This is a genomic window from Qipengyuania sp. (genome assembly GCF_965277845.1).
Taxonomy (GTDB): Bacteria; Pseudomonadota; Alphaproteobacteria; order Sphingomonadales; family Sphingomonadaceae; genus Qipengyuania.
Window position 1 is genome coordinate 1,925,722 of the sequence record NZ_OZ255844.1, and the last position, 24,554, is coordinate 1,950,275.

The following is a 24,554-nucleotide window of genomic DNA, read 5'->3' on the forward strand; positions in this document are numbered from 1 at the left end:
TCGTGCGGAACTTGCCGAAGCACAGTCCCGGTTCTTCTTGCGCAGCGCCTAAGTGAAGTGCGGCCCTTCGACAAGCTCGGGGCGAACGGGAAGTCCAGCCTGTCTCAGTCCAGCCATGCGATCCGGCGCGACAGATTCCAGCAGATCGCCGCCGTGACGCCCCATATCCTGTAACCCTCGTGATCCATCTCGAGATATTCGCGCATCGCCCCTTTCCAGAAGACCTCGTTGCGGCTCCATCGCGATGCATCCATCAGTTTGTCGAGCGGGCATTCGAACCAGCTTTCGACCTCGCGCGGGTCGGGGCGGATCGGCAGGTCGTGCGGCACGGTGGCGAGGACCGGGGTGATGTCGAACCCCGTGCCCGTCTGGTAGCGGTCGGTAGTGCCGACGATCCGCACCTGCTCGGGTGCGATCGCCAGCTCCTCCCACGCTTCGCGCAGCGCGGCCTCTACCGCATCCTCGCCCGCATCAAGCTTGCCGCCAGGAAAGGCGACCTGACCGGGATGGTCGCGCATGGTGCGCGGGCGCTGGGTCAGCAGCACGGTGGGGTTCGGCTGTTCGGTCACCGCTATCAGCACGGCGGCATCGGCGGTGCGGTCGAGGTCGGCAAACCGGCTGTCCGATATGAGGTCCCCCACATCGCGCGCATGGCCATGCTCGAAAAGCTGGGTCAGTCGGTTGAAGATCGCGCTCATGCGGGCAGCAAAGTGAACCGCTCGCCGCCGCTCCTCACGGTCCAGTCGTCGCCATGCTCCAGCGCGATGCGCGCCAGTTGCTCATAGGTCGACCGGTTGAGCCGCGCTTCGCACCCGCGGCGCACATGGACGTATAGCGCAGGTTGCTCGGCGTCGCCGGCCGCGCGGAGCGGGTTCTCGGGTCCGGCCACCACCAGCTCGTCTGTGTTGATGCGAAATGCCAGGTCACCCTCGGTTTCGCTGACATCGGTGGCGATGAAGCAGGCGTCTTCAACTTCGATGGCGAGCTTCTGGTAGGGCATGACCAGCCAATAGCTGCCATCCGTTTCGCGAGTGAGCAGGCCGGCGAAGGCGCGGACCATGGCGGGGCGCGAGATCGGCGAACCGTCGTGGTACCAGGTCCCGTCAGCGGCAATGCGCATGTGGCTTTCGCCGACGTTTTCTGGCGACCACTGTTCGATCGGCGGTAATTTGCGCTCTGCGACCGCCTCGGCGATCTGGGCGAGCGACAGTCCGGCGAGTTCTGGGGGAGGCGTGTAGGGCACGAAGCGAGCGATGGCAGAAGGGGCGGGGAGAAACAATGGAGGTTCTTGTTGCGTACGGTCAGGACATCCGTCCCGACCTTGCTGTTCCATCCCACGCCCCCTCCCGGCCACCCATAGAATACCGTGCCGTGGGTGGCCGGGAGGGGGCGTGGGATGGAACAGCCGAAAGGGAAGCGCGGAAGCGCTTTACGCACGCATCAAGGATTCCACGGCCCCAACATGCCCTCGGCAGGCAGGATCGCGGGATTTCCGCTACGCGCCAACAGGCGGGCCTTTTCGAACGGGCCGGGACAATGCCAGCCACCGGTGTGGTCGGCGACGAAATCCCAGCGGCCGTAATAGTCCGGATCGCCGATCATCACCTGCGGCAGCGGGGCGGCGCCATCGTCGAAGCCGGCGTCGATCGCGCCGAGGCTGGCCGCCATCAACGCCTTGCCGAAGCCTTCGCCCTGCCGCCCGGGCATGACGGCGACGGGGCCGACCATGATCATCGGATGCGCGCGACCCTGGGGATCGGTGAGCGCCACCGGCCAGAGCTGGATCGTGCCAGCGAGGTAGTCCTCCTCGTCGAGCACCGCGAAGCTCAAACCCTCGAGCCAGTCCAGTCCTTCGCGGATGCGATAGGCCGTACGTGCCTGCCGCCCTTCGCCAAAGGAGGCGTCGAGCAGGTCCTCGACCAGTACCGGGTCGATTGCGGAAAGGGGAACGAGCGTCGCCATGGGCCGCGCCGATTAGGCGCGCAGGGCAGCCGAGTCGATCAAATTTGCCTTAGCCGGGGCGAAGTTCGAGCAGCCTTCCGCCGTCGCCATCCTCGAGCACCCAGAGCGCGCCGTCGGGCCCTTCGATCACCGAACGGATGCGATTGTCCATCTCGTAACGGGCGGTCTCGCGCGCCGTGTCGCCATCGACGGCAACGCGCACCAGCGCCTGGCTCCTGAGGCCCGAGACGATGATATCGCCCTGCATGCCTTCGAACAGGTCGCCGCGGTAGAAGGTCATGTTGCCCGGCGCGATGACCGGGGTCCAGCCGAGCACAGGCTTGACGAAGCCATCGTCCGCGCTGTGATCGGTGATCGGATCGCCATTGTAGTGATCGCCGTTCGATCGCGTCGGCCAGCCGTAATTCGCGCCGCGCTGGACGATGTTGAGCTCATCGCCGCCTGCTGGGCCGTGCTCGATCTCCCACAGGCGCCCCTCGGCATCGAAATCCATGCCTAGGATGTTGCGATGGCCGTAGGACCAGATCTGCTCGCCCACCGGATTGCCCGCGGCGGGCGTACCGTCGAGGTTGAGCCGCACGATCGTACCCAGCGTGTTGCCATTGTCCTGCGCCGGATCGAGCTTTTGCCGGTCGCCGCTGGCGACGAACATATACCGTTCGTCGGGGCTGAATACGATGCGATGCGAGTAATGGCCGCGGCCGGTGACCTTGGGCGCCTGGCGCCAGATCACGTCGAGACCCTCGATGCGGCAGGCATCGGCCTCTTCGCAGATCAGCTCGCCGCGCCCGACCACCGCGCCGCGCGTATCGCCATCGCCCGCTTCGGCCCAGCTGAGATAGATCGTGCGCGTTTCCAGCGTATCGGCGGCCTGGCTCGGCAGGAAAGCGATGTCGCCCAGCCCGCCCTGGCCGCCGTAATCGACTTGCGGTACACCCGACACGGTGATCGCCCGGCCGCTGGCCGTGTCGTAGCCGCGCACCGTGCCGCCCTTCTCGGTGAAGAAGATCACCCCGGTGCCCGGTGCGAAGGCGGCCGCCCAGGGTTCCTCGTAGCTGCCGTGTTCGGTGATCGCGAACGTGCCGTCGAATGTCGTGTCGCCGGGAGCGGGAGTCGATACGGCCTGCGTGTTGCCATCGGTGGAATAGCCGTTGCCGCAGCTTGCGAGCAGGACCAGCGGGGATAGGGTGACGACGAGGACGGACATGCGCATGTTTCATTCAACTCCCGATTGCGGCCTCGGAGAAGCGCCCCTGATCGTCGGCGTCGACGAGGCGGGGCGCGGGCCGCTGGCCGGACCCGTAGTGGCGGCCGCGGTGGTGCTGTGCAAGCCCGCACCGACCGGCCTCGATGACTCAAAAAAGCTTTCGGCGAAGCGGCGTTCCCTGCTCGAGCCGCAAATTCGTGAAAACTGTGCCTGGGGGCTGGCGGCGGTCGGGCCCGCGGAAATCGACCGGCTCAACATTTTCGGTGCGACCATGCTGGCCATGACGCTGGCGACGCAGCGGCTGGTCGCGGCGTTGGGGCGCGAACCCGAGGCGGTGCTGATCGATGGCAACATGACCCCGCAAGGGCGCCATCCCGACTGGCGCTGGCCCGATGCGCGCCCGATTGTCGGCGGCGACGGCAAGGAGAAGTGCATCGGCGCCGCTTCGATTCTCGCCAAGGAATACCGCGACCGACTGATGTGCGAGGCGGCGAATGCGCATCCCCAATACGGCTGGGATCGCAACAAGGGATATGGTTCGAAAGCGCATATGGACGCGCTGCGAACCCACGGCCCGACACCGCTGCACCGCAAGAGCTTCGCGCCGGTCGCGCAATGCGATCTGTTCGCGACGGGCTGATACGCCCGAGGGTGGTGGGAACTTCGCCGCCGTGCCAATCGCTGAAGAGGCACAGCGAGGGAGTGCGACATGGATGACACCGCGGATTGGTTCGGCAACTGGAACGATATGGTCGATACCGTTCTATCGGCGGTGCTGTTCTACATCCTGATCGTGATGCTGGTGCGGTTGATCGGCAAGCGCTCGACTTCGCAGCTCAACAATTTCGACTGGATCATCAATATCACCGTCGGGAGCCTTGCTGCCTCGGGGATATTGCTCGACAGCGTCCCCGCACTGCGTGCGGTCGCCGCGATCGGCACCATCATGATCTTGCAATTCGTGCTCACGTGGCTGGTGCTGCGGTTCGACTGGGTTGCGCGGCTGGTCAAGACCAAGCCTACCATGCTGGTTCACAAGGGCGAATTCGTCGAACAGGCCATGCGGCGCACGCGCATATCGGAAGAAGAGATTTGCAGCGCCCTGCGCGAGCATGGTCATACCACCAACAACGTCAATTGGGTGGTTCTCGAGACCGACGGGCGGCTGACGGTTATCCCGAAACAGGATGTCGCGCTCCGCGATGCCGATACGATGGTTCATGTCGTCAAGCCCGAAAGCTTGGAAGAGCGCGAAACCGCGAAGAGCTAGTCGCGGAGCAGGCTAGGAGGCTTCGGCCTCGCGCTCGGCGGCTTTCTTGGCCTCGATCTTGCGGCGCTGCTCGGCCACGGAGCGGGCCTGGTCGGCCAGCGCCTGCCAGGTCGCTTCGGACCTGAGGGCGCGTTCGCGCACATTGTCGAGCGTGGCGGCCTTCGCGTCGGCTGCGGCCTCGGCAGCGCGTGCGGCGTAGAACTCGTATGTCTGGCTGGCCATCATGCAGCTCCGGCTGGAATGGAGGAAATGCCGCGCGCCGCCATCCGGGAGGAAGCGACGCGCGACCGGATTAAGATCAGTCGGCAGCCGACAGGTTCACGGCGCTGGCTTTGCCGTTGCGGCCGGTCTCGATTTCGTAGTTGAGACGCTGGTCCTTATCGAGCGTATGCATGCCGGCGGCCTGCACGGCGCTGATGTGGACGAAGCTGTCGTCCGAACCGTCGTCGGGCTGGATGAAGCCATAGCCCTTATCGGTGTTGAAGAACTTTACGGTTCCGGTCTTGCTCATACTGGTTCCTTTCGAGAACGCATTGGGTTGCCCCGCCGCGACATGCGGCGTGGTCGTGCATCAAATCGTCCGATGAAAGGAAGTCGTCGTCTGGTTTACGCCGGGGCCCCATGCGCAATGCGCGGGCAAGCGGCGGTCGTCAAAATCCGAAGTCCGTCGCAAATTTCGACGTCAGCACGCACCCCCTAACAGGGTCGGCCGGTTTCGCCTAACGATTAATCCGCCCGGCGATTGAGTCCCCGGTGCCACACCGCACCATGTTGAGTCCGCAGATTCGTCGTCGACTCAACATCTTGTGCCGGACACCTTCTGTTCTCTCTGCGCAACCGGGCGTTAACCATCGTGTGGCAGGATTTTCGTGCTTGACCGGGAATCCATTTGGACTCACCCTGTGGATAACTACGGACAGGGGTATGCATCATGGGGGTCATCACGACCACGAAGAGTCGCGCGAAAGCGGTTGTAAAACAAACGGAAACGCCGAAAGAGCTGCTGCCGCTCGGGCAGATCCTCGACGGCGATTGCGTCGAGGCGATGCGCTCGATCCCCGATGCCAGCGTGGACCTCGTCTTCGCCGATCCGCCTTACAATCTCCAGCTCGGCGGCGATCTCAACCGGCCCGACGGCAGCCATGTCGACGCGGTGACCGACCACTGGGACCAATTCGACAGCTTCGCCTTGTACGACAAGTTCACCCGCGAATGGCTGACCGAGGCCAAGCGCATCCTGAAGCCCGACGGCGCGCTGTGGGTGATCGGCAGCTATCACAACATTTACCGTGTCGGCGCGATCCTGCAGGATCTGGGCTTCTGGATCCTCAACGACATCGTCTGGCGCAAGTCCAACCCCATGCCCAATTTCCGCGGCACGCGCTTCACCAATGCGCATGAGACGCTGCTGTGGTGCAGCCAGGGCGAGAAGGCGAAATACCACTTCAACTACCGCGCGATGAAGACGCTCAACGACGAACTCCAGATGCGCAGCGACTGGGTCCTGCCGATCTGCAACGGGGCGGAACGGCTGAAGGAGGGCGGCCACAAGGTCCACCCGACGCAGAAACCCGAAGCGCTGCTCTACCGCGTGCTGCTCTCGACCACCGAGCGCGGCGACGTGGTGCTCGACCCCTTCTTCGGCACCGGCACGACCGGTGCGGTGGCCAAGCGCCTGGGGAGATCGTGGATCGGCTGCGAGCGCGAGGACGGATATCGCGACGCCGCCTACAAGCGGATCGAGAAGGAGCTTCCGCTCGATGAAAGCGCGCTCACCACGATGCAGAGCCACAAGACCGCGCCCAAGGTCGCTTTCGGCGCGCTGGTAGAGAACGGCTATATCACCCCGGGCACGCAGGTCTTCGACAAGAAGCGCCGCTGGACCGCGACGGTACGTGCGGACGGCTCGCTCGCCCATGAAAAACAGACCGGCAGCATCCACGGCCTCGGCAAGGAGCTACAGGGCGCGCCGAGCTGCAACGGCTGGACCTTCTGGCACTACGAGGTCGATGGCGAAGTCAAGCCGATCGACGCCGCGCGGCAGCTGTATCTGCTGGCGGTGGAGGACTGAGCGGCGGCCCCGGGCGCGCCTGGGCCGCTGTTTTGAGTCAGTCGTATTCCTACTGGCATCTTGAATTGTCGTTGCCCTTGCGGCTCACTTTGGCATGGCAAATGGCCAAAATTTGCAAGTCATCTTCTGCTTGGAACTTTACCCTGCGCTAAAACGGCGGACCAAAGAATGACCGGCTGTCTGGGGTCGAAAGATGCGCTTTTTATCCTCATGAGAAAGTAGGCCTTGCAAGAGCTTGCCCCGGCGGGTTTCAGCTGGCCGTCGGTGTCTATAACATCGGGGCATCTCCGACATGTGCGGAGATGCCCTCTCTTGTGGTTGGTCTTTTATGATCTGTGGTTCCGAAGGCCTTTTGCGCAAGCCTGACTGTGGGGACATACCGCCAGAACCTGACAGTCCGCGCCGATCGCTCAATTCTCCGCGGCCTGGCCGTACAGATAGTTTGCAGCGGCAACGCTCATTTCACGATAGGAATGACCAACATCCGGAACGACGTGAGTGCGCCAGCCCAAGACGTCGCCTTGATCCGCGGCGGTTGCTTGTGCCTGGCGCATGAAGAACTTGCCGCGCTGGACTCTCCCGGGCCCTTGCCGGTCGGTTTCAGGTGTTCGGCGCAGGTGCCCGCGTGTCTCGTTCTCGTCATCGGTCTCACCCAGCATTACTGTCATCGGGCGAGAAAAGGCAGTTTCCAGCTGCTCCGCAGAAAGCGGCGCGTTCGCAAGGCCGTATGGGAAGCCGACGTCCAGCTCTGGAGTGGTGTACCATCCCGAATTTGCCGCAACCGCCTGATCGACACGTGTGTCGGCAGCAAATAGTACGAGCCGGTGTACAATCTGCCCGCCAGCAGAGTGCCCGAAGAGATCGTAGCTGGTCTGAGAAAGCCCGAATCGCGTCCTAGCTGCGTCAAATACTCGTTCGATATCCGCATAGAGCCACTGATCACGATCTGGCTCAACCGTTGCGTTGGCCAGTGTGCCGTGATGGTCACCCATGGTCAGCATTCCTGCCAGATTGTAGTTCAACGCCGTGGGGAAGTGATCGTCAGAGAAAGATGGGGCTACCACCAGCAAGTTATAGCGTTCAGCCAACTCAACCCACGCATCGCGATAGTCATCTCCGTTTCTCCCGCCACCTGGCAGCACAATGATGATTTCACCCGCGTCGTCGTGTCCGGCCGGGCGGGCGTAATGGACTGTGATCTCGATTTTCTCGTCGGCGTCTACTGGAAGGGCGACCTGAAAATCGCCGGTAGTAGGGGTGGCTGTGGCAGTATCGGGTGCGCATCCCATGGAGAGCGCAGATAGGGCCAGCAGAATGGTTCGCATGTCTTGATTCCTTTGGTAGCAAAGAGAGGAAAGGAGTTTCGTCGGAACGATGTCTGAGTGGCGGATAAGAGGGCTTGGTCTGCCGATAAAAACACAGAGTCGCGGGTTGACCGGAATTGTCGCGAGCTGTCTGTCGGGCCTGCGCAAGCGGGTTGGCGCACCCGGCCTGTTTGGAATCTTTTGCCTGCTTGTGCTCGGCCTCCTGCTTAGTGAGAGCGGCGCATATGGGACATCGGACATTCCCTGGTTCCACCGGTCCGTCTTCTGGATCGTGATGTGCTCTCTGGTGGCGGGTCAGCTGGTTTTTGCCGAAAGGATGTTGCGCCGCGCGCTGCCTTCAGCTGCGGCTATGGCAAGGGCTGTGCGATGGAGCGGAGCCTTCTTCCTGACATGGATGCTCACCACGGTTGAAATCGAACTGCTGAAATACACGCCGGTGTTGCCGCGAAATCCGGATCCGATTCTCGCGTTTGCTGTGTTTCTGTTGCCGAAGGTGGCTTTTCTGGCGGCCATTACAGTGGGTTTCTGTGAAGCAGTCGATCACCTCGGATATGATCGGCAAGCCGCAACACAAGCCTCGACCGATCCTGTTGTGGAAGTAGCTGCAACCTCACCCTCCAGTAACGGTGAGTCATCGCAAATCCTGCGTGTTTCAGCGGAAGATCACTATCTCAAGATTGAAACCGCGGAAGGTGTTCAACTGGTACGAGAGACCATCCGCAATAAGGTGTCCAGCCTGCCGGGGGATGCCGGATTGCAGATTCACCGCAGCCACTGGGTGGCAAGGTCGCACGTCGCGCATGTTTCGCGGTCTGGACGCGACCACTTCGTTCAAACGAAGAGTGGCGACGTGCTGCCGGTTGCGCGGGGGCGGCTGCCTTATCTTCGCGAGGCCGGCTGGATCTGATTGCCCGCTATGATCTATCTTACAGCCGGTCATCGCGGTCCAACCGTGAAATGAACTCGTTTGGCATTCCCAATCCGTTAGCTCACAGGCTGTTTGTCGCTATGCGTTTTCTTCTATCCTGTGGGAGCCCTGCTAGGGTAGTCAAACCGTGACTGGGAGGCGGCGAGTTCAAGCCGATCGACGCCGCGCGGCAGCTGTATCTGCTGGCGGTGGAGGACTGAGGGAGTCGACCTGAAATCCGCTCGCGCGAGCGATCAGTCCGCAGGGTTGTGCCGCTGGACGAAGCCGATTGCCGCCTCCAGCATGGCCATGCGTGTCGGGCCGAGCGAGAGCCAGTGGTCCTCGCCATCCAGTTGCACCAGCTCGTATGGTTTGCCTGCATCCTTCAGCGCGTCTGCCATCTTGGCGCTTTGTTCGAACGGTACCACAGTGTCGTCGCGTCCATGAATAAGCATTACCGGCGCATCGGCCCTCTCGGCACTGAAGCGCGGGGAGCGCTTGCGCAGGTCGCCCGTAGGGCCGAGCATCTCGCCGAGCATGCGGACGAAAACGCGGCTTTGGCCCGAATAGCGCCTTGCGACGCGTGAAAACAGCTGCAGGTCGGCCACGCCGTTGACCGAGACTGCGCAGCGATAAATACCCTGCTGCAGCGTGACGCCGGCCAGCGCGGCATAGCCGCCGTAGCTTCCGCCCACGATACAGGCGCGTGCGGGATCGACGATCCCCGCTCTCGCTAGCGCCGTAAGGCCGTCGGACAGGTCGGTCTGCATCTTGCCGCCCCCACTCGCCATAGCCTGCGCGCATGAAGCTATCGTCGCGATTGGTCGAGCCCCGGAAGTTGGGCTGAAACACGGCATAACCGCGCGATGCGAATGCTTGCGCCCACCAGTCGAATTGCGCGATGTCATGGGCGTGCGGCCCGCCGTGCGGCAGCATTACCAAGGGCAAATCCTTTGGCTCGCGTCCCGGCGGGAGCGTCAGGATGCCGTCCATTTCAAGTCCATCCGCGGTCGTATAGGCGAAGGTCGATATCGGTCCGACTTGCTCGGGTTTGATTGCATCGCGTTCGTAGGCGATAGCTTCGGCCTTCTTCTTCGCAAGATCGACCTTGAAATGAGAGCCGCTATCGCCATTGCCGCTGATGCGGACGAGAACGTTGTCAAAGCCTGGCGACCAGTCGGTGATCTGGCGATTGTATCCGTCGAAGGCGCGCAGCACACTGGCCATTCGATCGTTAAGGTCAGGATCGTAAAAGGTGATCGCGCCGTCGCCCCGATTGCTGCGATGACCGATAATGCGTCCGGAGCGGCTATCGGTGTAGATGCGATCGACCGATTGGTCGGCGAAGATTTCGACCGGCGCGGCGCTGCCATCGATTGGAACTTCGTACCATTTGGTCTCCTCGGCGCCTTCTTCCTGGCTACTGAAGATGACGGTCGATCCGTCGCGTCCGATCGACTGCAGGCTCACGCGTGCCGTCGGGCTCTGACCGCTGGCGATGCGCCCGTCGAGGCCGCGAATGGACCAGTCCCCGTCGGCCTCCGCTAGATCCATCCGAGCGGCAATCTCGCCCCTCTCTCCGATCAGCCAGTCCCTGTAAGTGCCCGACCGTGCCGCTATGTCCACCCGGCTCGCTCGATTGGTCGTAAGGTCGACGGAATACAGCATGGTCCCGTTGCGACCGAGGATGTAGCCACCTTGATATTGCCCGCCACGCATGAGCTCGGTAGCGCCGAAGAATGCTGTCGGTCTTCCGTCGACGATGCGCGTACCGTAAAAGCCGAAAACGGAATTCAGCACTCCGTCGCGGTCGTCGAAAACCAGTTCGGTCGTGCGGTTCTCAATATCGACGATCAGCGCCTGAAACAGTTCGATCTTTCTGCCGGCATATCGGCTGCCGAGATTATCGGTATCGCTGCGCTGTATCAGCAAGATATTGTCGGTGACGAAGTCGAAACTGCGAACCTTCGAATCCCCGACGTCGACCGTGAAGATCGGCTGCAGCGCCTTGTCCATCACTAGGATCATCCGCCGCTCGTCGATCGATTGGAGCTTGGCAAGCCGTCCCCCGGTGGGCGACAGCGCAATGTCTTCGACCGACGGCAATTCGCCATAAGCTTCGAGCGGGGGCGGGTCGACCTTGGCGGAAACCGTGGCCAGCGGCGCGCACAGCAAGAACGCCAACAGCGACAGGTGCCGCACTACGGTTCCGATCATCAAGTCGTCGCGATCCTTCCACGAAATGCCGAACAGCGCCCGGCAGACGCTCGAATGAATAGTGCGATCGCAGGCGGTTGCAACGCCGAAAATCGCGCAGGTCGCCAAAGCGGGCGCTTGCCTCCAAGTCTGTCCTACATTCGGTCTTCACGATAGACCCGTGCAAATGCGCCCATCGATCCCTTCCAATCCTCTCTACGAAAGCCGAAAGACACCGCTCGATGTTTTTCCCAATGGACCGTGTAACATGCGGTCCATGTCACGGGACTTGGCCTAAGGCTTTCCAACAATGATCCAACACGCTGCCTCGACCAGCCGCATCGCCATTCCCACGCTGACGACACCCCGCTTCGTCATGCGCCCGCTTCGCCGCACCGATGCAGCGGCGCTGTTGCCGACATTGGGTGAAGAGGCGCAGTGCCGCTATCTCTCGCGGCCCGCCTTCGCCTCGCAAGAGGAATTGTGGAACTGGCTAGCCGATCCCGACTGGAACGGGCGCACCTGGATTGCCGAGGATGCCGACGGGACGGTCGTGGGCCGGTTCGTTGCGGTGCCGGACGAGGAGGAGGGCGTCGAGGAAATCGGCTACATCACCTGCGCCGAATGGCAGGGGTCTGGCGTGGCCAGAGAATGCAGCGCAGCCCTGATCGCATACCTGTTCGACACCGAAGGTGCGCGGCGGCTGGTGGCGGAGGTGGATATCGAGAACCTGCCGTCTGTGCGCCTGCTCGAACGCCTCGGCTTCGCGCGCACCGCGCTGCATCCCGCGCATGAGGAAACGCACAAGGGCGTATGCGATATTGCGTTCTACGCGCTCGACAGGGATCGCTATCGCGCGGATCGGGAGCCCAATACCCATGAATGATCGCGCCTATATCCGCCCGATCGGCTTCGTGCCCGGTCCGCAGAGCGAGCATGGCAATGCCATCCGCCTCGCGGGCGGCATGGTCTATGCGAGCCGCTTTGCCGTGATGCTGCGGCGCGAGGGGCAAGTCGTCGAACGCTGGCTTGCCGCGCCCGACACCATGGCCGGGGTAATGGGCGGGTTGCCCGACGACGTCGCCGCCGATGCGGAAGCCCAGTGGGCCAACCTCACGCTCGCGCATCCGCCGCTCGAACTGGGCGCGCGCACGGTGCGACTCGACCAGCCGCAGGTGATGGGCATATTGAACGTCACGCCCGACAGCTTCAGCGACGGGGGCACATTTCTCGACGATCGCGAGGCGGGGCGCAGCCATGCTGCGGCCATGGTCGAGGCGGGCGCGGCGATCATCGACGTGGGCGGCGAGAGCACGCGTCCCGGCGCGAAGACGCTGTGGGAGGGCGACGAGATCGAACGCGTCGTGCCCGCGATCGAGGCCTGCGTCGGCATGGGCGCGGCGGTCAGCATCGATACGCGCAAGGCGGCCGTCATGGAAGCCGCGCTCGCGGCAGGCGCGCATATCGTCAACGACGTCTCGGGCCTCGCGCACGATCCGCGCAGCGCCGAGGTGGTTGCGCAGGCGGGTTGCCCCGTGGTGCTTATGCACGCGCCGGGTGCCGCGGGCGACGACCTCCATGAGGGCGGGACCTACGACAATGTGGTGTTCGAGGTGTTCGACGCGCTGCGCGCACGGCGCGATGCTGCGCTGGAGGCGGGGATTGCGGCGAGCAACATCCTGCTCGATCCCGGCATCGGCTTCGGCAAGTCGCTGGCCGAAAACCTCGCACTGATCAACGCGCTGCCGCTGTTCCACGCGCTCGGCCACCCGCTGCTGCTGGGGGCCAGCCGCAAGCGCATGATCGGTGCGCTGTCCAAGGAGGCCCCGGTCGAGCAGCGCCTCGGCGGCAGTCTGGCGCTGGCGCTCGAAGGCATGCGCGCGGGCGTGCAACTGCTGCGCGTCCACGACGTGGCCGAGACCGTGCAGGCGCGCAATGTCTGGCGCGGTCTGAGGGACGCCGCCCTGACCGATTTCGGCGACCTTCCGGGCTAGCCCGGCGAGGCGGCGCTCCCGGCGAGCAGTCCGCCATCGAGCGTAAGCTCGGCGCCGGTCATATAGGCGCTGTCGTCGCTGGCGAGGAACACGCAGAGCGCGGCGACCTCTTCGACCGTGCCGAAGCGCTTGAGCGGCGTGTCGGCGACCAGCGCGGCCATCTTCGCCTCGCGATCCGGCCCTTCGCCCAGCATGGGCTCCCAGATCTCGGTCAGGATGGCGGCGGGATGGATCGAATTGCAGCGGATCTGCCAGCCCTGCTGTGCGGCATAGAGCGCGACCGACTTGGTGTGGTTGCGCATCGCCGCCTTGCTCGCCGCATAGGCCGCCGCGCCGGGAATGCCGACGAGGCCCGAGCGCGAGGACATGTTGATGACCGAGCCCGTGCCCTTGGCCTTCATCGCGCGCAGGGCATAGCGGCAGCCGAGGAAGCAGCCGTCGGTGTTGACCGCATGGACCCGGTGCCACTCGGCGAGGCTGGCATTCTCCGGATCGTGCGCGGCGGTGCCGTCCTCGAAGCCGGTGATGCCGGCGTTGTTGACCAGCACGTCGATGGCGGGGAAGTCGGCCGCGAAAGCGTCCCAGTCGGCCTCGCTCGCCACGTCGAGCCTGCGGAAGGTGCAGCCCAGTTCCTCGGCGGCTTTCCTACCCTCCTGCTCGTCGATATCGGTGAGCACGACCTGCGCGCCCTCCGCCAGGAAGGCTTCGCACACGGCCCTGCCGATGCCGCGCGCGCCGCCGGTTACCATGCAGAGCATGTCGTTGAGTTTTTGCATTGATCTATCTCGGGAAATTCAGGTGGGATTTCGGGCATGGACCTGCCCGATGGAGATGTGTCCGACTTAGCGGTGGCTCTTGTTCACCTGAGGTACTCCCGGTCGTTTGCGCGCCCTATGGCAAGCTCATGCCGCGTTGTCGATACCGAGTTCGCCGAGCTTGCGGTAAAGCGTCGAGCGCCCGATGCCGAGGCGGCGCGCGACTTCGGTCATGCGACCGCGATAATGGCCGATGGCGAGGCGGATGATGTCGGCCTCGATCTCTTCCAGCGGGCGGACATTGCCATCGTCGGTATAGAGCAGGACGCCCAGTCCGCGCATGCGGCTTTCGCCCCGGTCGCCCTGGTCGCCGAGCATTTCGGCGAGTTGCGGGAAGCTGTGAGCGGTCAGCGCCTCGCGCTGTTCGAACACGCAAGCACGAAACAGCACTGCCTGCAGCTGGCGGATATTGCCGGGCCAGTCGTAGGCTTCGAGCAGGCTCAGGGCGCTGTCGGCGATCGAATGGTGCTTCAATCCAGGCTGTTCGCCGATCTTGGCGAGGAAATAGCGGGTCAGCGCGGGCAGATCGCCGAGACGGTCGCGCAATGCTGGCAGACGGATGATTGTGGCGGAAATCTGGTCGTAGAGTTCCCGCGAGAATTCTCCAGCCTCGACCAGCTCGTCGAGTGCGAAATCGCTGGTGGCGAAGATGCGCAGGTCGATCCGGAAGCCGTGCGTCGCGCCGGTCGGGCGCACGATCCCGCTGTCAAGGACGTCGGCAAGCCGCTCCTGCTGATGGGTCGGCAGGCGGTCGACATCGTCGAGGACCAGCGTTCCGCCGTCGCAATGCTCCAACAGCCCCTTCTGGCGATCGAAGGCCCCCGCAAAGGCCCCTTTCTCGTGGCCGAACAGGAGCGATTCGAGCGAGGCAGGCGGGACTCCGCCGCAATGGACCACACGCATGGTCGCCTTGGCGCGGGTGCTTGCGGCATGCATCGCATGGGTCAGCATGTCCTTGCCCGTACCGCTCTCGCCCTCGACCACGACATGCGCATGGCCGCGCGCGGCGGTGGCGGCCTTGGCGAGGGCGGTGCGGAAGGGCGCGGCAGTGCCGACCATCGCATCGAAGTCGACCGGGTGCGGCAGCTTTTCGGTCATCGGCTGGAGTTCGGCATTCGGCCGTCCGGCACGGGTCGCGCCGGCGAGCGCCTGCAGCATGCGGTCGGGATCGATCGGCTTGACGAGATAATCGGTAGCGCCCGCGCGCATCGCCTCGATCGCGAGCATCGGAGAGGTGCTGGCTGTGAGCATCAGCACGGGTGCCTCGGGGCGTGCGGCGCGCAACTCGCGGATCAGGTCGCAGGCGGCATCGCCCGGGACCCACTGGTCGAGCAGGATTGCGCGCACTTCGCTGCCTTCGGGCGAGGCCAGCATTTCGAGCGCTTCCTCGCCGCTGGCCACGGTCAGCGTGCGCCAGCCGTCGCGCGCGGCGATCGCCGTCACGAGCCGGCTTTGCGCCGGTTCGTCGTCGATCAGCATCAACAGGCGAGATTTGCGTGTCGCCATGAGTGTTCGGTGCGCTCCCTCGGGCCCAGCGGACGCAACATTACGTCCGGGTGCATCCGTCCTATCCGAAACGGGTAAAGAGCCGATTAAGCCTGTCCATCGGGGAAGGGCGCAAAAGCAGGGCTTGAGCAGCGCGCGGGCGCGCGATAGACCACCAGTCAAATCAATTCCACACGGGGACAAACCACGATGAAATCCGCCAACGACCACAAGGCGCACAACCGAACCTACGACAGCTTCATCGGCCTGCTCAAATGGTCGGTGCCGCTGATCGCGGTGATTACCCTGCTCGTCATTATCCTGATCGCCGAATAAGCGCATGGCGCTACGCATCGCGGTGCTGAAAGAGCGCGCGCCCGGTGAGGATCGGGTCGCGCTGACGCCAGAGACGGCGAAGAAATTCGCCGCTCTCGGGGCCACGGTCGCGGTCGAGGAAGGCGCCGGTCTCGGCGCGGCGATCACCGACGAGGCCTATCGCGAAGCAGGGGCGGAGGTGGTGTCCGGCCCCAAGGCGGTCGAGGGGGCGGACATCGTCCTCGGCGTCCAAGCCCCCGATGTGGCTGCGCTTTCGGGTGCGAAGCAGGGCGCGTGGGTCGCGGCCACGTTCGATCCCTTCCGCAACGGCGACACGGTCGAGGCCTATGCCAAGGCGGGTCTCGAGGCGCTGTCGATGGAATTCATGCCCCGCATCACGCGCGCGCAAAGCATGGATGTCCTCTCCAGCCAGTCGAACCTCGCCGGGTACAAGGCGGTGCTGACCGCGGCCAACCAATATGGCCGCGCCTTCCCGATGATGATGACCGCCGCCGGCACGGTGCAGGCGGCCAAGGTTTTCGTGATGGGCGTCGGCGTTGCGGGCCTGCAGGCGATCGCCACCGCCAGGCGGCTGGGCGCACAGGTCAGTGCGACCGATGTGCGCAGCGCGACGAAGGAGCAGATCCAGTCGCTCGGCGCGAAGCCGATCTTCGTCGAGCATGTCGAGGGGATCGAGGGCGAGGGATCGGGCGGCTATGCCTCGGAAATGAGCGAGGAATACCGCAACGCCCAGGCCGAGCTCGTGTCCGGCCATATCGCCAAGCAGGACATCGTCATCACCACCGCCTTGATTCCGGGCAAGCCCGCACCGCGGCTAATCTCCGACGCGCAGATCGCCAGCATGAAACCGGGCAGCGTGATCTTCGATCTAGCCGTGGCGCAGGGCGGCAATGTCGAAGGCTCGAAGCCCGACGAGGTGGTCGAGAAGCATGGCGTGACCATCGTCGGCTATTCCAACACCGCCGGGCACCTGGCTACCGACGCATCGGCCCTGTTCGCGCGCAACCTCTACAATTTCCTCTCCGCTTTCTGGGACAAGGAGGCTGGAAAGCCCGTGCTCGACGAGGAAATCGGCGACGCCGTGCGGCTGACGCAAGGCGGGAAGGTCGTCAATGAGAGGCTGGCGGGTTGAAGGGGGGAATAGCTTTAGCTCTGCTCTTAGCTTCCTGGGGCGCAACCTCGCCTGGCGAACAATTGACCGATGGCGTTTTGAGCGATGCGTATTGGTCAATGCGTGACGCTCGGGTTTGCGCAGCGTTGGATCCGCGAACAGAAATTCGCTCCTACTGGGGAGAGGTAGAGCGCACCGAAAATTTGTTGTTCGAAGGATGGCAGGCCGGATTGGACGAAAAGCTAATGGCTGCAAAAACTTCTTGGGAAGAGACCGATGCGGTGACCGATAAAATCTGCCCTTTCCAGATGCAAGATGCACCAGAAGAATCCAGCCTCGAGGCTTATGCTGAGGCAAATGATGCCCTTGAGGCGGCAATAGTGACGGAGGCTGGGTAATGGACTTCATTTCGATCCTGTCGATTTTCGTGCTGGCGTGTTTCGTCGGCTATTACGTGGTCTGGTCGGTCACACCCGCGCTGCACACACCGCTGATGGCGGTGACCAATGCGATTTCTTCCGTGATCATAGTCGGCGCGCTGATCGCGGCGGCCGAGGCGGGGAGCGATGTCGCCAAGTGGCTCGGCCTGGCGGGCGTGGTGCTGGCAAGCGTCAACATCTTCGGCGGCTTCGCCGTTACCGAGCGCATGCTGGCAATGTACAAGAAGAAGGAGAAGAAGTGATGCAGGCGCTCACCTTGCTCCTTCGTCGCCCCGGCCACCGAGCCGGGGTGGTGCTCTCTTCTAGCGAGGCGGTGGGAGAAAAGCACCGACCCCGGATCAAGTCCGGGGTGACGTGGACCGGTTTCCTAGGGCTTCTGGCCTTCGCCACCCCCGCCCATGCCGCTTCGGCCGAGCCAGTAAATCCTTGGGTCGCGCTGGCCTATCTCGTTTCGGGCGTGTTCTTCATCCTCGCGCTGCGCGGGTTGTCGAGCCCCACGAGCAGCCGCCGCGGCAATCGCTTCGGCATGGCCGGCATGCTGATCGCGGTGGCCACGACGCTCGTCACGCACGACGTCGCTAACATCGTCGAGATAGCCATCGCGATCGTTATCGGCGGGTCGATCGGCTTCCTGATCGCTCGCCGTATCGCGATGACGGCCATGCCCGAGCTGGTCGCCGGCTTCCACTCGCTGGTGGGTATGGCCGCCGTGCTGGTGGGCTGGGCGGCCTATCTCAATCCGGGCGCCTTCGGACTGCTTGTGGGCGACAGTATCGGCGCAGTGAGCAAGGTCGAGATGGGGCTGGGCATCGCCATCGGTGCGATCACCTTCTCCGGCTCGGTCATCGCTTTCGCCAAGCTGTCGGGCCGGATGAGCGGATCGCCGATCCTGCTGCCCGCGCGCCATGTCATCAATCTCGGCACGCTGGTGGCGATCCTCGTATTGACCGCTCTGTTCGCCATGGCGACGGGGCCGGCGGAGACGCTGCCCTTGATCGTCGCGCTGACCGTGCTCGCCTTCCTCATCGGCTTCCTTCTGATCATCCCGATCGGCGGGGCGGACATGCCGGTCGTGGTGTCGATGCTGAACAGCTATTCGGGCTGGGCCGCGGCGGCGATGGGGTTCACGCTGGGCAATACCGCGATGATCATCACCGGCGCGCTGGTCGGCTCTTCGGGCGCGATCCTCAGCTACATCATGTGCCGCGCGATGAACCGTAGCTTCATTTCGGTGATCGCGGGCGGCTTCGGCGCCGACGATGCCGCGGGCGGCGGCGAGGCGAGGGAGCAGCGTCCCTACAAACAGGGCAGCGCCGACGATGCGGCCTTCATGCTCGAACAGGCCGATAAGGTCATCATCATCCCCGGTTACGGCATGGCGGTGGCACAGGCGCAGCACGCGCTGCGCGAGATGACCGACCTGCTCGAGGAAAAGGGCGTCGAGGTGAAGTTCGCCATCCATCCCGTCGCGGGCCGCATGCCCGGACACATGAACGTGCTGCTCGCAGAAGCCAGCGTCGATTACGACAAGGTCTTCGAACTGGAGGACATCAACAGCGAATTCGCGCAAGCCGACGTCGCCTTCATCATCGGCGCGAACGACGTGGTCAATCCGGCCGCCAAGACCGACAAGTCATCGCCCATCTACGGCATGCCCGTGTTCGACGTCGACAAGGCCAAACAGGTCTTCTTCATCAAGCGCAGCATGGGCGGCGTCGGCTATGCCGGGGTCGACAACGACGTCTTCTACATGGACCAGACCATGATGCTGCTGTCCGACGCGAAGAAGATGGTCGAGGAAATCGTCAAGGCGCTGGATTAGGGACGCCGGACCGCCATGAAACGCGTCCTCATCGTGCTGGCCCTGTTGGTGGCGGGCGCGGCTGTCGTCTGGGCTACCATAGGCGGCGGTCTACAGGGCACGGTGGAGGACCGGCTGGAGAACGAACTGGTCGCGCGCGGCCTGCCGCAGCCGATGGCCGAATGCATGGCCACCCGCATGGCGGAGCGGCTGTCCGTCGGACAAATCCGGAAGCTCGAAAACCTGCGCCCCGAGGAGGATGAGGCGGACATTCCCCTGAGCGTGGCAGGATTTCTCGAACGCGTGCGCCGCGTCGACGATCCCGAGGTTGTCGAGGTGGCCGCCAGTTCGGCGGCGATCTGTGCCTTTTCCGGCACTTGATACGCTTGCAATCGCAAATCCTTGCGGCACAATAGGTTGCAGGGGAGAGACTCATGATGACCAGACTGTCGATTGCCGCCGTTCTGCTGGCGACTGCCGCACCGGCCCTTGCCACCACGCACAATATCGCGCCGGGCGAGAACGCGCAGCAGGAGTTGCAGGAAGCGCTGATTCTCGCCGAGCCGGGGGACGAAATCGTGCTCGCCGCGGGGCGTTATGTGCTGACCGATGGCCTCAGCCTCGATGTGGACGGTGTGACCGTGCGGGGCGAGGGGATGGACGGGACCATACTCGATTTCACCACGCAAGCGGGCTCGGGCGAGGGCATGCTGGTCACCAGCGACAATGTCACGCTGCGCGATTTCGCGCTGGAGAATCCCAAGGGCGACGGGATCAAGTCCAAGGGCGCGGACAATATCGTCTATCACCGCCTCCGCGTGACGTGGACCCGCGGCCCGCATCCCGAAAACGGTGCCTATGGCATCTATCCGGTCGAAAGCACCGGCGTGCTGGTCGACGGGGTCAAGGTTACCGGCGCGAGCGATGCGGGCATCTATGTCGGCCAGTCGAACCGCATCACCGTGCGCAATTCGATCGCCGAGGCCAATGTCGCTGGAATCGAGATCGAGAACAGCCGCAATGCGTTGGTCGAGCACAATATCGCCACGCGCAATACGGGCGGGATCCTCGTGTTCGACCTCCCCGACCTGCCGGTAATGGGCGGCGGCAATGTGGTCGTGGCGAACAATCTCGTGGTCGCCAACGACACGCCCAATTTCGCCCCTCCGGGAAATATCGTGGCGGGCGTGCGGCGCGGCACGGGTATCATGGTGATGGCCAACGACAATGTGCTGGTCGAGGACAATATCCTCTCGGGCAACCCGACCGCGCCGATCATGGTCATCGCCTATACGCAGAGCTTCGAGGACGAGCGCTACAACCCGTTCCCGCGCGAGGTCGTGGTGGGCGAGAACATTTATGACGGCGGCGGCTACGATCCGCAGCTCGATGGCGCGGACACGCTGCTCGCGGCTTTCGGTGGCGAATTGCCGCCGGTGATGTGGGACGGGCTTGGTTCGCTTGCAGTGGTCGAGGGGACTGCGGGATGGAGCCTCAATCTGACGGAGCAGGGCGTCGGCCTCGAAGGCGCGCAGCCCTCTCCACTGGCGGTTTCTGCGCCGAGTGGTGACTTCGACCGCAGCGGCATCGGCGCACCCGCCGCACTCGACGAAAGGCTGGGCGGATGATTCGCCGCGCCATCTTCTGTGCCGCACTGGCCAGTGCGGTTGCGGCGGTGGCGAGCACAGGCACGCCGCGGATCGACACCGATGCGGCGATCATGGACGAAGGCCTGCCGCGCAGCCTGTCCGATTTCGGGTTCTTTGCCGATCCTGCGGGCCAGGTCCCCCAAGCGCGCGTCACGCCCTACCGGCTCAACACGCCGCTCTATTCGGACGGGGCGGACAAGCTGCGCTTCGTCTATTTGCCCGAGGGAGCGCAGATGGGCGCGCAGGGCGAGGGGCTGCTCGAGTTTCCGGTCGGTACCGCGCTGATCAAGACCTTCGCTTTCGGCGAGGGCGCTGATCGCCGCCTCATCGAAACCCGCGTGCTGCTCCATCGCGCCAGCGGCTGGCTCGCGCTGCCCTATCTGTGGAACGAGGAACAGACCGAGGCGCGGCTCGCCATTGCAGGTGCCCGGCTCGACCTGACCACGCCCAGGGGCGAGGCGATCAGCTACCGCGTTCCGAACAAGAACCAGTGCAAGGAATGCCACGGCCTCGACGGCCAGGTGGTTCCCATCGGCCCCAAGGCGCGCAACCTTTCCGGCGAATGGCTGGCCGGCGTGGTCGAGGCCGGGCTGGTCGACCGCATGCCGCAGGATGCGGATCAGTTCCCCGTGTGGGAGCACCGCGAAAGCGCCGATCTGACCGCCGCTGCGCGCGCCTATCTCGACGTCAATTGCGCGCATTGCCACCGTCCCGGCGCGATGGCGTCGAACAGCGGGCTCGACCTGCGCTGGGAACAGCAATCGCCAGAAGCGCTCGGCGTGGGCAAGCGGCCCGTCGCCGCCGGGCGCGGGGCGGGCGGGCATCTGTACGATATCGTGCCGGGATCGCCCGACAGCTCGATCCTCACCTATCGGATGGCAAGCCCCGAACCGGGCATCGCCATGCCCGAACTGGGCAAGGCCACGGTGGACGAGGAAGGACTCGACATCGTGCGTCGCTGGATCGAGGAGATGGCCCCTTGAAATGGTTCTGGCGTGTGCTCGGCGTTCTGGCGCTCGTGCTGGTCGTCGCATTCCTCGTGCTGCGCGTCCCCGATACCGATCCGGCCGAGATGCAGGCGAAATACGGCGCCGCGCCCTCGCGCATGCTCGCCATCGACGGCGACCGGCGCGTGCATGTGCGCGACGAGGGCCCGCGCGATGCGCCGGTGATTATGCTGCTGCACGGCTCGAACGCCGACCTGCATACCTGGCAGCACTGGGCCGATGCCCTGAAGAGCGACTATCGCGTGGTCCGTTACGATCAGCGCGGTCACGGACTGACCGGCCCGGTAGCGGACGGCAATTACGCGCTGGACGGCTTCATCGAGGATATCGATGCGGTTGCCGATGCGCTCGATATCGAGCGCTTCACGCTGGCAGGCAATTCGATGGGCGGCGCGATCGCGATGGGCTACGCGATCGAGAACCCGGACCGGCTCGACGGTCTCGTACTGGTCGATGCCAGCGGTGCCCCGATCGAGCGCGAAGGCGGCGGCAATCTGGCTTTCACGCTGGCGGGCGTGCCGGTGATCGGCGATGCGATGAGCCAGCTGCTGCCGCGCTCGCTGATCGAACGCAGCCTGTCGCAAAGCGTCAGCAATCAGAGCATCGTTACGCCCGAAGCGGTCGATCGCTATTGGGAACTCGCCCGCTATCCGGGCAACCGCACGGCGACGCGCCAGCGCTTCGCCACGCCTCGCGAGGCCTTTTCCGCCGAACAGGTCGCCGCCGTCGAAGTCCCTACGCTGGTGATGTGGGGCGAGGAAGACAGCCTGATCCCCTATGCCGCAGCGGGCTGGTACATGGATCATCTGCCCAATGCCACGCTCGCCAGCTATCCCGGCATCGGCCATATCCCGATGGAAGAAGCGCCCGAACGCAGCGTTGCCGACCTCCAGGCCTGGCTGGCGGAAGCGCTCTCATCCGAAGCGGGCGAAAACGAAGGAACCGCCTCGTAGCCCGTCCGTTCTAAGCCCCTGATACGCGGGCCAACCGCGATCACGCGATCAACAGGGTGGAAAAGGACGGACGCTTGCGCAAGCTCGGCATCATTGGGGGTATGAGCTGGATCTCGACCCGCGCCTATTACGAACGGATCAACAAATTCGTGCAGAAGCAGGCCCCGCCACTGGCGAGCCCTCCGCTGCTCATCGAAAGCCTGGACTATGCCCCGATAGCCGCAGCCAAGAATGCCGACGATTGGGACGCCATCGCCGGGACGCTGGTCGAATCCGCCCGCCGCCTCGAAAGCGCCGGTGCCGAAGGCCTCGTGATCGCCGCCAATGCCATGCACAAGGTCCACGACCGGATCACCGAAGCGGTTTCGATTCCCGTCCTGCACATAGCCGACAGCGTGGGGGCCGCGATGGCGCAGACCGATTGCCAGAACGCGGCATTGCTGGGCACGCGTTTCGTGATGACCGAGAGCTTCTATCGCAAGCGGCTGGTCGACCACGGCGTCAACCTGCTGCCGCCCAATCCGGACGACGTCGAGATGGTCGACGGGATCATCTACAAGGAATTGATGCTGGGCCGCGTCACCCGCGATGCGGAGCGCGCGCTCAAGACGATCATCACCATGAAGGAGAAAGAGGGCGCGCAGGCGATCGTGCTTGCCTGTACCGAACTCGAGATGGTCGTCGACACCGATGCCAACGTGCTTCCGGTATTCGACTCCACCGATATCCACTGCCGCGCTGCCGCGAATTGGATTCTGGAATGAGCCCCGACTTGTAAGAACGCGACATTTTGGTGACAGTTGGAAGTTTTCCGACGGCAATTAACTTTAGCTGTATTGATGTCGTCGCAGCGTAAGGCATGTTTTCCTTCCTAATCCAAGGGAAGGGACTGCGTTTATGAAGATTACAATGGGTCGCCTCGCGACCGCGAGCCTTATTGCGCTTGCCGGTGCGAGTCTTGCTGCGCCTGCCGCGGCGCAAAAGATCGAAAACAGCTATATCTGCGTCTTCCAGCCCGGCCTCGTGTCCAAGGGCAATGTGAAGGCCGAGTCCAATCGCGCCGCCCAGGCAGCGGGCGGTCAGGTGAAGCACGAATATAGAAACACCATTCGCGGGTTCGCGTTGAATGCTTCGGCTCGCGGGGTCGCAAACATGCAGGCGAAGAATCCGCGCATCGCCTATTGCGAACAGGACCAGGTGATGAGCATCGTCGCCCCGCCACCGGGCAAGGGGCCGGGTGGCGGCTCCAGCGACCCGGCCGAGACCACCCCCTGGGGTGTCACACGCGTCGGCGGCGGGACCCAAGCCGCGGCAGGCCGCGCATTGGTGATCGATAGCGGCGTCGATCTCGATCATCCCGATCTCAACGTCGATGCCTCGCTCTCGGTGAATTTCACCCGCGACAAGAACGCCGATGACGGCAACGGCCATGGTACTCACGTCGCCGGTACGATCGCTGCGATTGCGGGTAATGGCATCGGTGTTGTCGGCGTTGCTCCGGGAACCACGGTGATCGGCATCAAGGTGCTCGATCGGCGCGGTTCCGGTTCGACCAGCGGCGTGATCGCGGGGGTGGATTACGCGGCCCAGATCGCGGGTAACGGCGATGTCGCCAATATGAGCCTCGGTGGCGGCTTCAGCCAGGCGCTCAACGATGCTGTGATCGCCGCTGCTTCCACGGGCCTCAAGTTTACGCTCGCGGCCGGCAATGAATCCACCAGCGCGACCACCAAGTCGCCCGCTTCGGCGAATGGGCCGAACATCTACACTATTTCCAGCTTCGCCCAGGGCGATACCTGGTCGAGCTTCTCGAACTACGGCAATCCGCCGGTCGACTATGCCGAGCCCGGCTCGGCCATACCCTCGACCTACAAGGACGGCGGCTATGCCACGCTTTCGGGAACCTCGATGGCGGCCCCGCATGCCGCCGGCATCCTGCTGCTCGGCACCATCAATTGGGATCGCACCGTAGCGGGCGACCCGGATGGCACTGCCGACAGGATCGGCGTTCGCTGATCGACGAGG

The 24,554-nt window shown here is 64.0% G+C and carries 29 protein-coding genes and 1 pseudogene; 19 read left to right on the top strand and 11 right to left on the bottom strand.

Features of this window, described 5'->3' with window-relative positions:
- Positions 1 to 104 precede the first annotated feature (104 nt).
- The 4 genes from ACQY4G_RS09370 to ACQY4G_RS09385 all read right to left on the bottom strand — a co-directional run bounded on the left by ACQY4G_RS09370 (position 105) and on the right by ACQY4G_RS09385 (position 3,175).
- Positions 105 to 698, bottom strand: a complete 594-nt coding sequence (locus ACQY4G_RS09370; RefSeq protein ID WP_421990477.1) for a CoA pyrophosphatase — start codon at positions 696 to 698, stop codon at positions 105 to 107.
- Positions 695 to 1,243, bottom strand: a complete 549-nt coding sequence (locus ACQY4G_RS09375) for a DUF1285 domain-containing protein (RefSeq protein ID WP_421993604.1) — start codon at positions 1,241 to 1,243, stop codon at positions 695 to 697. Before ACQY4G_RS09375 ends, ACQY4G_RS09370 begins: the two co-directional genes overlap by 4 nt.
- A 197-nt stretch (positions 1,244 to 1,440) precedes the next feature.
- Positions 1,441 to 1,962: a GNAT family N-acetyltransferase gene (locus tag ACQY4G_RS09380; RefSeq protein WP_067691258.1), complete on the bottom strand. Its 522-nt coding sequence runs from the start codon at positions 1,960 to 1,962 to the stop codon at positions 1,441 to 1,443.
- Between the two features lie 49 nt (positions 1,963 to 2,011).
- Positions 2,012 to 3,175: a PQQ-dependent sugar dehydrogenase gene (locus ACQY4G_RS09385; protein ID WP_421990479.1), complete on the bottom strand. Its 1,164-nt coding sequence runs from the start codon at positions 3,173 to 3,175 to the stop codon at positions 2,012 to 2,014.
- On the opposite strand from ACQY4G_RS09385, the gene ACQY4G_RS09390 reads away from it, so the two are divergent.
- Together ACQY4G_RS09390 and ACQY4G_RS09395 are read left to right on the top strand one after the other, a co-directional pair.
- On the top strand, positions 3,174 to 3,809 hold the full coding sequence (locus ACQY4G_RS09390; RefSeq protein WP_421990481.1) for a ribonuclease HII: 636 nt from the start codon (positions 3,174 to 3,176) through the stop codon (positions 3,807 to 3,809). The genes ACQY4G_RS09385 and ACQY4G_RS09390 overlap by 2 nt on opposite strands.
- Positions 3,810 to 3,878: 69 nt before the next feature.
- Positions 3,879 to 4,439 (top strand): DUF421 domain-containing protein, encoded by a 561-nt coding sequence (locus ACQY4G_RS09395; RefSeq protein WP_421990483.1) that lies wholly within the window; start codon positions 3,879 to 3,881, stop codon positions 4,437 to 4,439.
- A gap of 12 nt (positions 4,440 to 4,451) precedes the next feature.
- Here the strand turns inward: ACQY4G_RS09395 and ACQY4G_RS09400 are convergent, their stop codons facing one another.
- Both ACQY4G_RS09400 and ACQY4G_RS09405 read right to left on the bottom strand, forming a co-directional pair.
- The gene (locus tag ACQY4G_RS09400; protein ID WP_067691640.1) at positions 4,452 to 4,661 is read right to left on the bottom strand and encodes a hypothetical protein; all 210 of its coding nucleotides are present in this window, start codon (positions 4,659 to 4,661) and stop codon (positions 4,452 to 4,454) included.
- 76 nt (positions 4,662 to 4,737) lie between these two features.
- A complete protein-coding gene (locus ACQY4G_RS09405) occupies positions 4,738 to 4,950 on the bottom strand; it encodes a cold-shock protein (protein ID WP_370189408.1) in 213 nt (70 codons plus the stop codon).
- Positions 4,951 to 5,370: 420 nt separating this feature from the next.
- Here ACQY4G_RS09405 and ACQY4G_RS09410 point away from each other — a divergent pair, with 420 nt between their 5' ends.
- Positions 5,371 to 6,510 (top strand): site-specific DNA-methyltransferase, encoded by a 1,140-nt coding sequence (locus ACQY4G_RS09410; protein ID WP_421990485.1) that lies wholly within the window; start codon positions 5,371 to 5,373, stop codon positions 6,508 to 6,510.
- Positions 6,511 to 6,920: 410 nt separating this feature from the next.
- Here ACQY4G_RS09410 and ACQY4G_RS09415 read toward each other — a convergent pair whose 3' ends face one another.
- Positions 6,921 to 7,835 (bottom strand): hypothetical protein, encoded by a 915-nt coding sequence (locus tag ACQY4G_RS09415; RefSeq protein WP_421990487.1) that lies wholly within the window; start codon positions 7,833 to 7,835, stop codon positions 6,921 to 6,923.
- A gap of 106 nt (positions 7,836 to 7,941) precedes the next feature.
- Here ACQY4G_RS09415 and ACQY4G_RS09420 point away from each other — a divergent pair, with 106 nt between their 5' ends.
- The gene (locus tag ACQY4G_RS09420) at positions 7,942 to 8,742 is read left to right on the top strand and encodes a LytTR family DNA-binding domain-containing protein (RefSeq protein WP_421990489.1); all 801 of its coding nucleotides are present in this window, start codon (positions 7,942 to 7,944) and stop codon (positions 8,740 to 8,742) included.
- A gap of 254 nt (positions 8,743 to 8,996) precedes the next feature.
- On the opposite strand, the gene ACQY4G_RS09425 is transcribed toward ACQY4G_RS09420, so the two are convergent.
- Positions 8,997 to 9,533: an alpha/beta hydrolase family protein gene (locus ACQY4G_RS09425; RefSeq protein ID WP_421990491.1), complete on the bottom strand. Its 537-nt coding sequence runs from the start codon at positions 9,531 to 9,533 to the stop codon at positions 8,997 to 8,999.
- 34 nt (positions 9,534 to 9,567) lie between these two features.
- Positions 9,568 to 9,678, bottom strand: a pseudogene (locus tag ACQY4G_RS09430) (alpha/beta hydrolase family protein); the annotation flags it as partial.
- Between ACQY4G_RS09430 and ACQY4G_RS09435 the strand changes: the two are divergent.
- The 4 genes from ACQY4G_RS09435 to folP all read left to right on the top strand — a co-directional run bounded on the left by ACQY4G_RS09435 (position 9,637) and on the right by folP (position 12,932).
- Positions 9,637 to 10,290 (top strand): hypothetical protein, encoded by a 654-nt coding sequence (locus ACQY4G_RS09435; protein ID WP_421990493.1) that lies wholly within the window; start codon positions 9,637 to 9,639, stop codon positions 10,288 to 10,290. The pseudogene ACQY4G_RS09430 and the gene ACQY4G_RS09435 sit on opposite strands and share 42 nt — an antisense overlap.
- A 150-nt stretch (positions 10,291 to 10,440) precedes the next feature.
- Positions 10,441 to 10,764 carry a hypothetical protein gene (locus ACQY4G_RS09440; protein ID WP_425061742.1) on the top strand — a complete coding sequence of 108 codons (324 nt, stop codon included), beginning with the start codon at positions 10,441 to 10,443 and terminating at the stop codon, positions 10,762 to 10,764.
- A 484-nt stretch (positions 10,765 to 11,248) separates the two neighbouring features.
- Positions 11,249 to 11,824 (top strand): GNAT family N-acetyltransferase, encoded by a 576-nt coding sequence (locus tag ACQY4G_RS09445; RefSeq protein ID WP_421990497.1) that lies wholly within the window; start codon positions 11,249 to 11,251, stop codon positions 11,822 to 11,824.
- Positions 11,817 to 12,932 (top strand): dihydropteroate synthase, encoded by a 1,116-nt coding sequence (gene folP / locus ACQY4G_RS09450; RefSeq protein WP_421990499.1) that lies wholly within the window; start codon positions 11,817 to 11,819, stop codon positions 12,930 to 12,932. The genes ACQY4G_RS09445 and folP overlap by 8 nt, the downstream gene beginning before the upstream one ends.
- Here folP and ACQY4G_RS09455 read toward each other — a convergent pair.
- Positions 12,929 to 13,708 (bottom strand): SDR family oxidoreductase, encoded by a 780-nt coding sequence (locus tag ACQY4G_RS09455; protein WP_421990501.1) that lies wholly within the window; start codon positions 13,706 to 13,708, stop codon positions 12,929 to 12,931. The two genes, folP and ACQY4G_RS09455, sit on opposite strands and share 4 nt — an antisense overlap.
- 126 nt (positions 13,709 to 13,834) lie before the next feature.
- The gene (locus tag ACQY4G_RS09460) at positions 13,835 to 15,253 is read right to left on the bottom strand and encodes a sigma-54-dependent transcriptional regulator (protein ID WP_421990503.1); all 1,419 of its coding nucleotides are present in this window, start codon (positions 15,251 to 15,253) and stop codon (positions 13,835 to 13,837) included.
- A 189-nt stretch (positions 15,254 to 15,442) separates the two neighbouring features.
- Here ACQY4G_RS09460 and ACQY4G_RS09465 point away from each other — a divergent pair, with 189 nt between their 5' ends.
- From ACQY4G_RS09465 to ACQY4G_RS09515, 11 genes are all read left to right on the top strand, one after another.
- Positions 15,443 to 15,568, top strand: a complete 126-nt coding sequence (locus ACQY4G_RS09465; protein ID WP_083508203.1) for an aa3-type cytochrome c oxidase subunit IV — start codon at positions 15,443 to 15,445, stop codon at positions 15,566 to 15,568.
- Positions 15,569 to 15,572: 4 nt separating this feature from the next.
- Positions 15,573 to 16,700 (top strand): NAD(P) transhydrogenase subunit alpha, encoded by a 1,128-nt coding sequence (locus ACQY4G_RS09470; RefSeq protein ID WP_421990505.1) that lies wholly within the window; start codon positions 15,573 to 15,575, stop codon positions 16,698 to 16,700.
- A gap of 98 nt (positions 16,701 to 16,798) precedes the next feature.
- Positions 16,799 to 17,077, top strand: a complete 279-nt coding sequence (locus tag ACQY4G_RS09475) for a hypothetical protein (RefSeq protein ID WP_067691237.1) — start codon at positions 16,799 to 16,801, stop codon at positions 17,075 to 17,077.
- Positions 17,077 to 17,361, top strand: coding sequence for an NAD(P) transhydrogenase subunit alpha (locus ACQY4G_RS09480; protein ID WP_291170217.1), 285 nt, complete (start codon positions 17,077 to 17,079; stop codon positions 17,359 to 17,361). The genes ACQY4G_RS09475 and ACQY4G_RS09480 overlap by 1 nt, the downstream gene beginning before the upstream one ends.
- A complete protein-coding gene (locus tag ACQY4G_RS09485) occupies positions 17,361 to 18,941 on the top strand; it encodes an NAD(P)(+) transhydrogenase (Re/Si-specific) subunit beta (protein WP_421990507.1) in 1,581 nt (526 codons plus the stop codon). The genes ACQY4G_RS09480 and ACQY4G_RS09485 overlap by 1 nt, the downstream gene beginning before the upstream one ends.
- A gap of 15 nt (positions 18,942 to 18,956) precedes the next feature.
- Complete coding sequence (locus tag ACQY4G_RS09490) at positions 18,957 to 19,301, top strand: hypothetical protein (RefSeq protein WP_421990509.1); 345 nt, start codon at positions 18,957 to 18,959, stop codon at positions 19,299 to 19,301.
- Positions 19,302 to 19,357: 56 nt separating this feature from the next.
- Positions 19,358 to 20,548, top strand: a complete 1,191-nt coding sequence (locus ACQY4G_RS09495) for a parallel beta-helix domain-containing protein (protein WP_421993606.1) — start codon at positions 19,358 to 19,360, stop codon at positions 20,546 to 20,548.
- On the top strand, positions 20,545 to 21,552 hold the full coding sequence (locus ACQY4G_RS09500) for an SO2930 family diheme c-type cytochrome (protein ID WP_428483063.1): 1,008 nt from the start codon (positions 20,545 to 20,547) through the stop codon (positions 21,550 to 21,552). The genes ACQY4G_RS09495 and ACQY4G_RS09500 overlap by 4 nt, the downstream gene beginning before the upstream one ends.
- The gene (locus tag ACQY4G_RS09505) at positions 21,549 to 22,529 is read left to right on the top strand and encodes an alpha/beta fold hydrolase (protein WP_291170223.1); all 981 of its coding nucleotides are present in this window, start codon (positions 21,549 to 21,551) and stop codon (positions 22,527 to 22,529) included. Before ACQY4G_RS09500 ends, ACQY4G_RS09505 begins: the two co-directional genes overlap by 4 nt.
- A gap of 101 nt (positions 22,530 to 22,630) precedes the next feature.
- Positions 22,631 to 23,293, top strand: coding sequence for an aspartate/glutamate racemase family protein (locus tag ACQY4G_RS09510; RefSeq protein WP_421990513.1), 663 nt, complete (start codon positions 22,631 to 22,633; stop codon positions 23,291 to 23,293).
- Between the two features lie 133 nt (positions 23,294 to 23,426).
- Positions 23,427 to 24,545, top strand: a complete 1,119-nt coding sequence (locus ACQY4G_RS09515; RefSeq protein WP_067691222.1) for a S8 family serine peptidase — start codon at positions 23,427 to 23,429, stop codon at positions 24,543 to 24,545.
- Positions 24,546 to 24,554 lie beyond the last annotated feature (9 nt).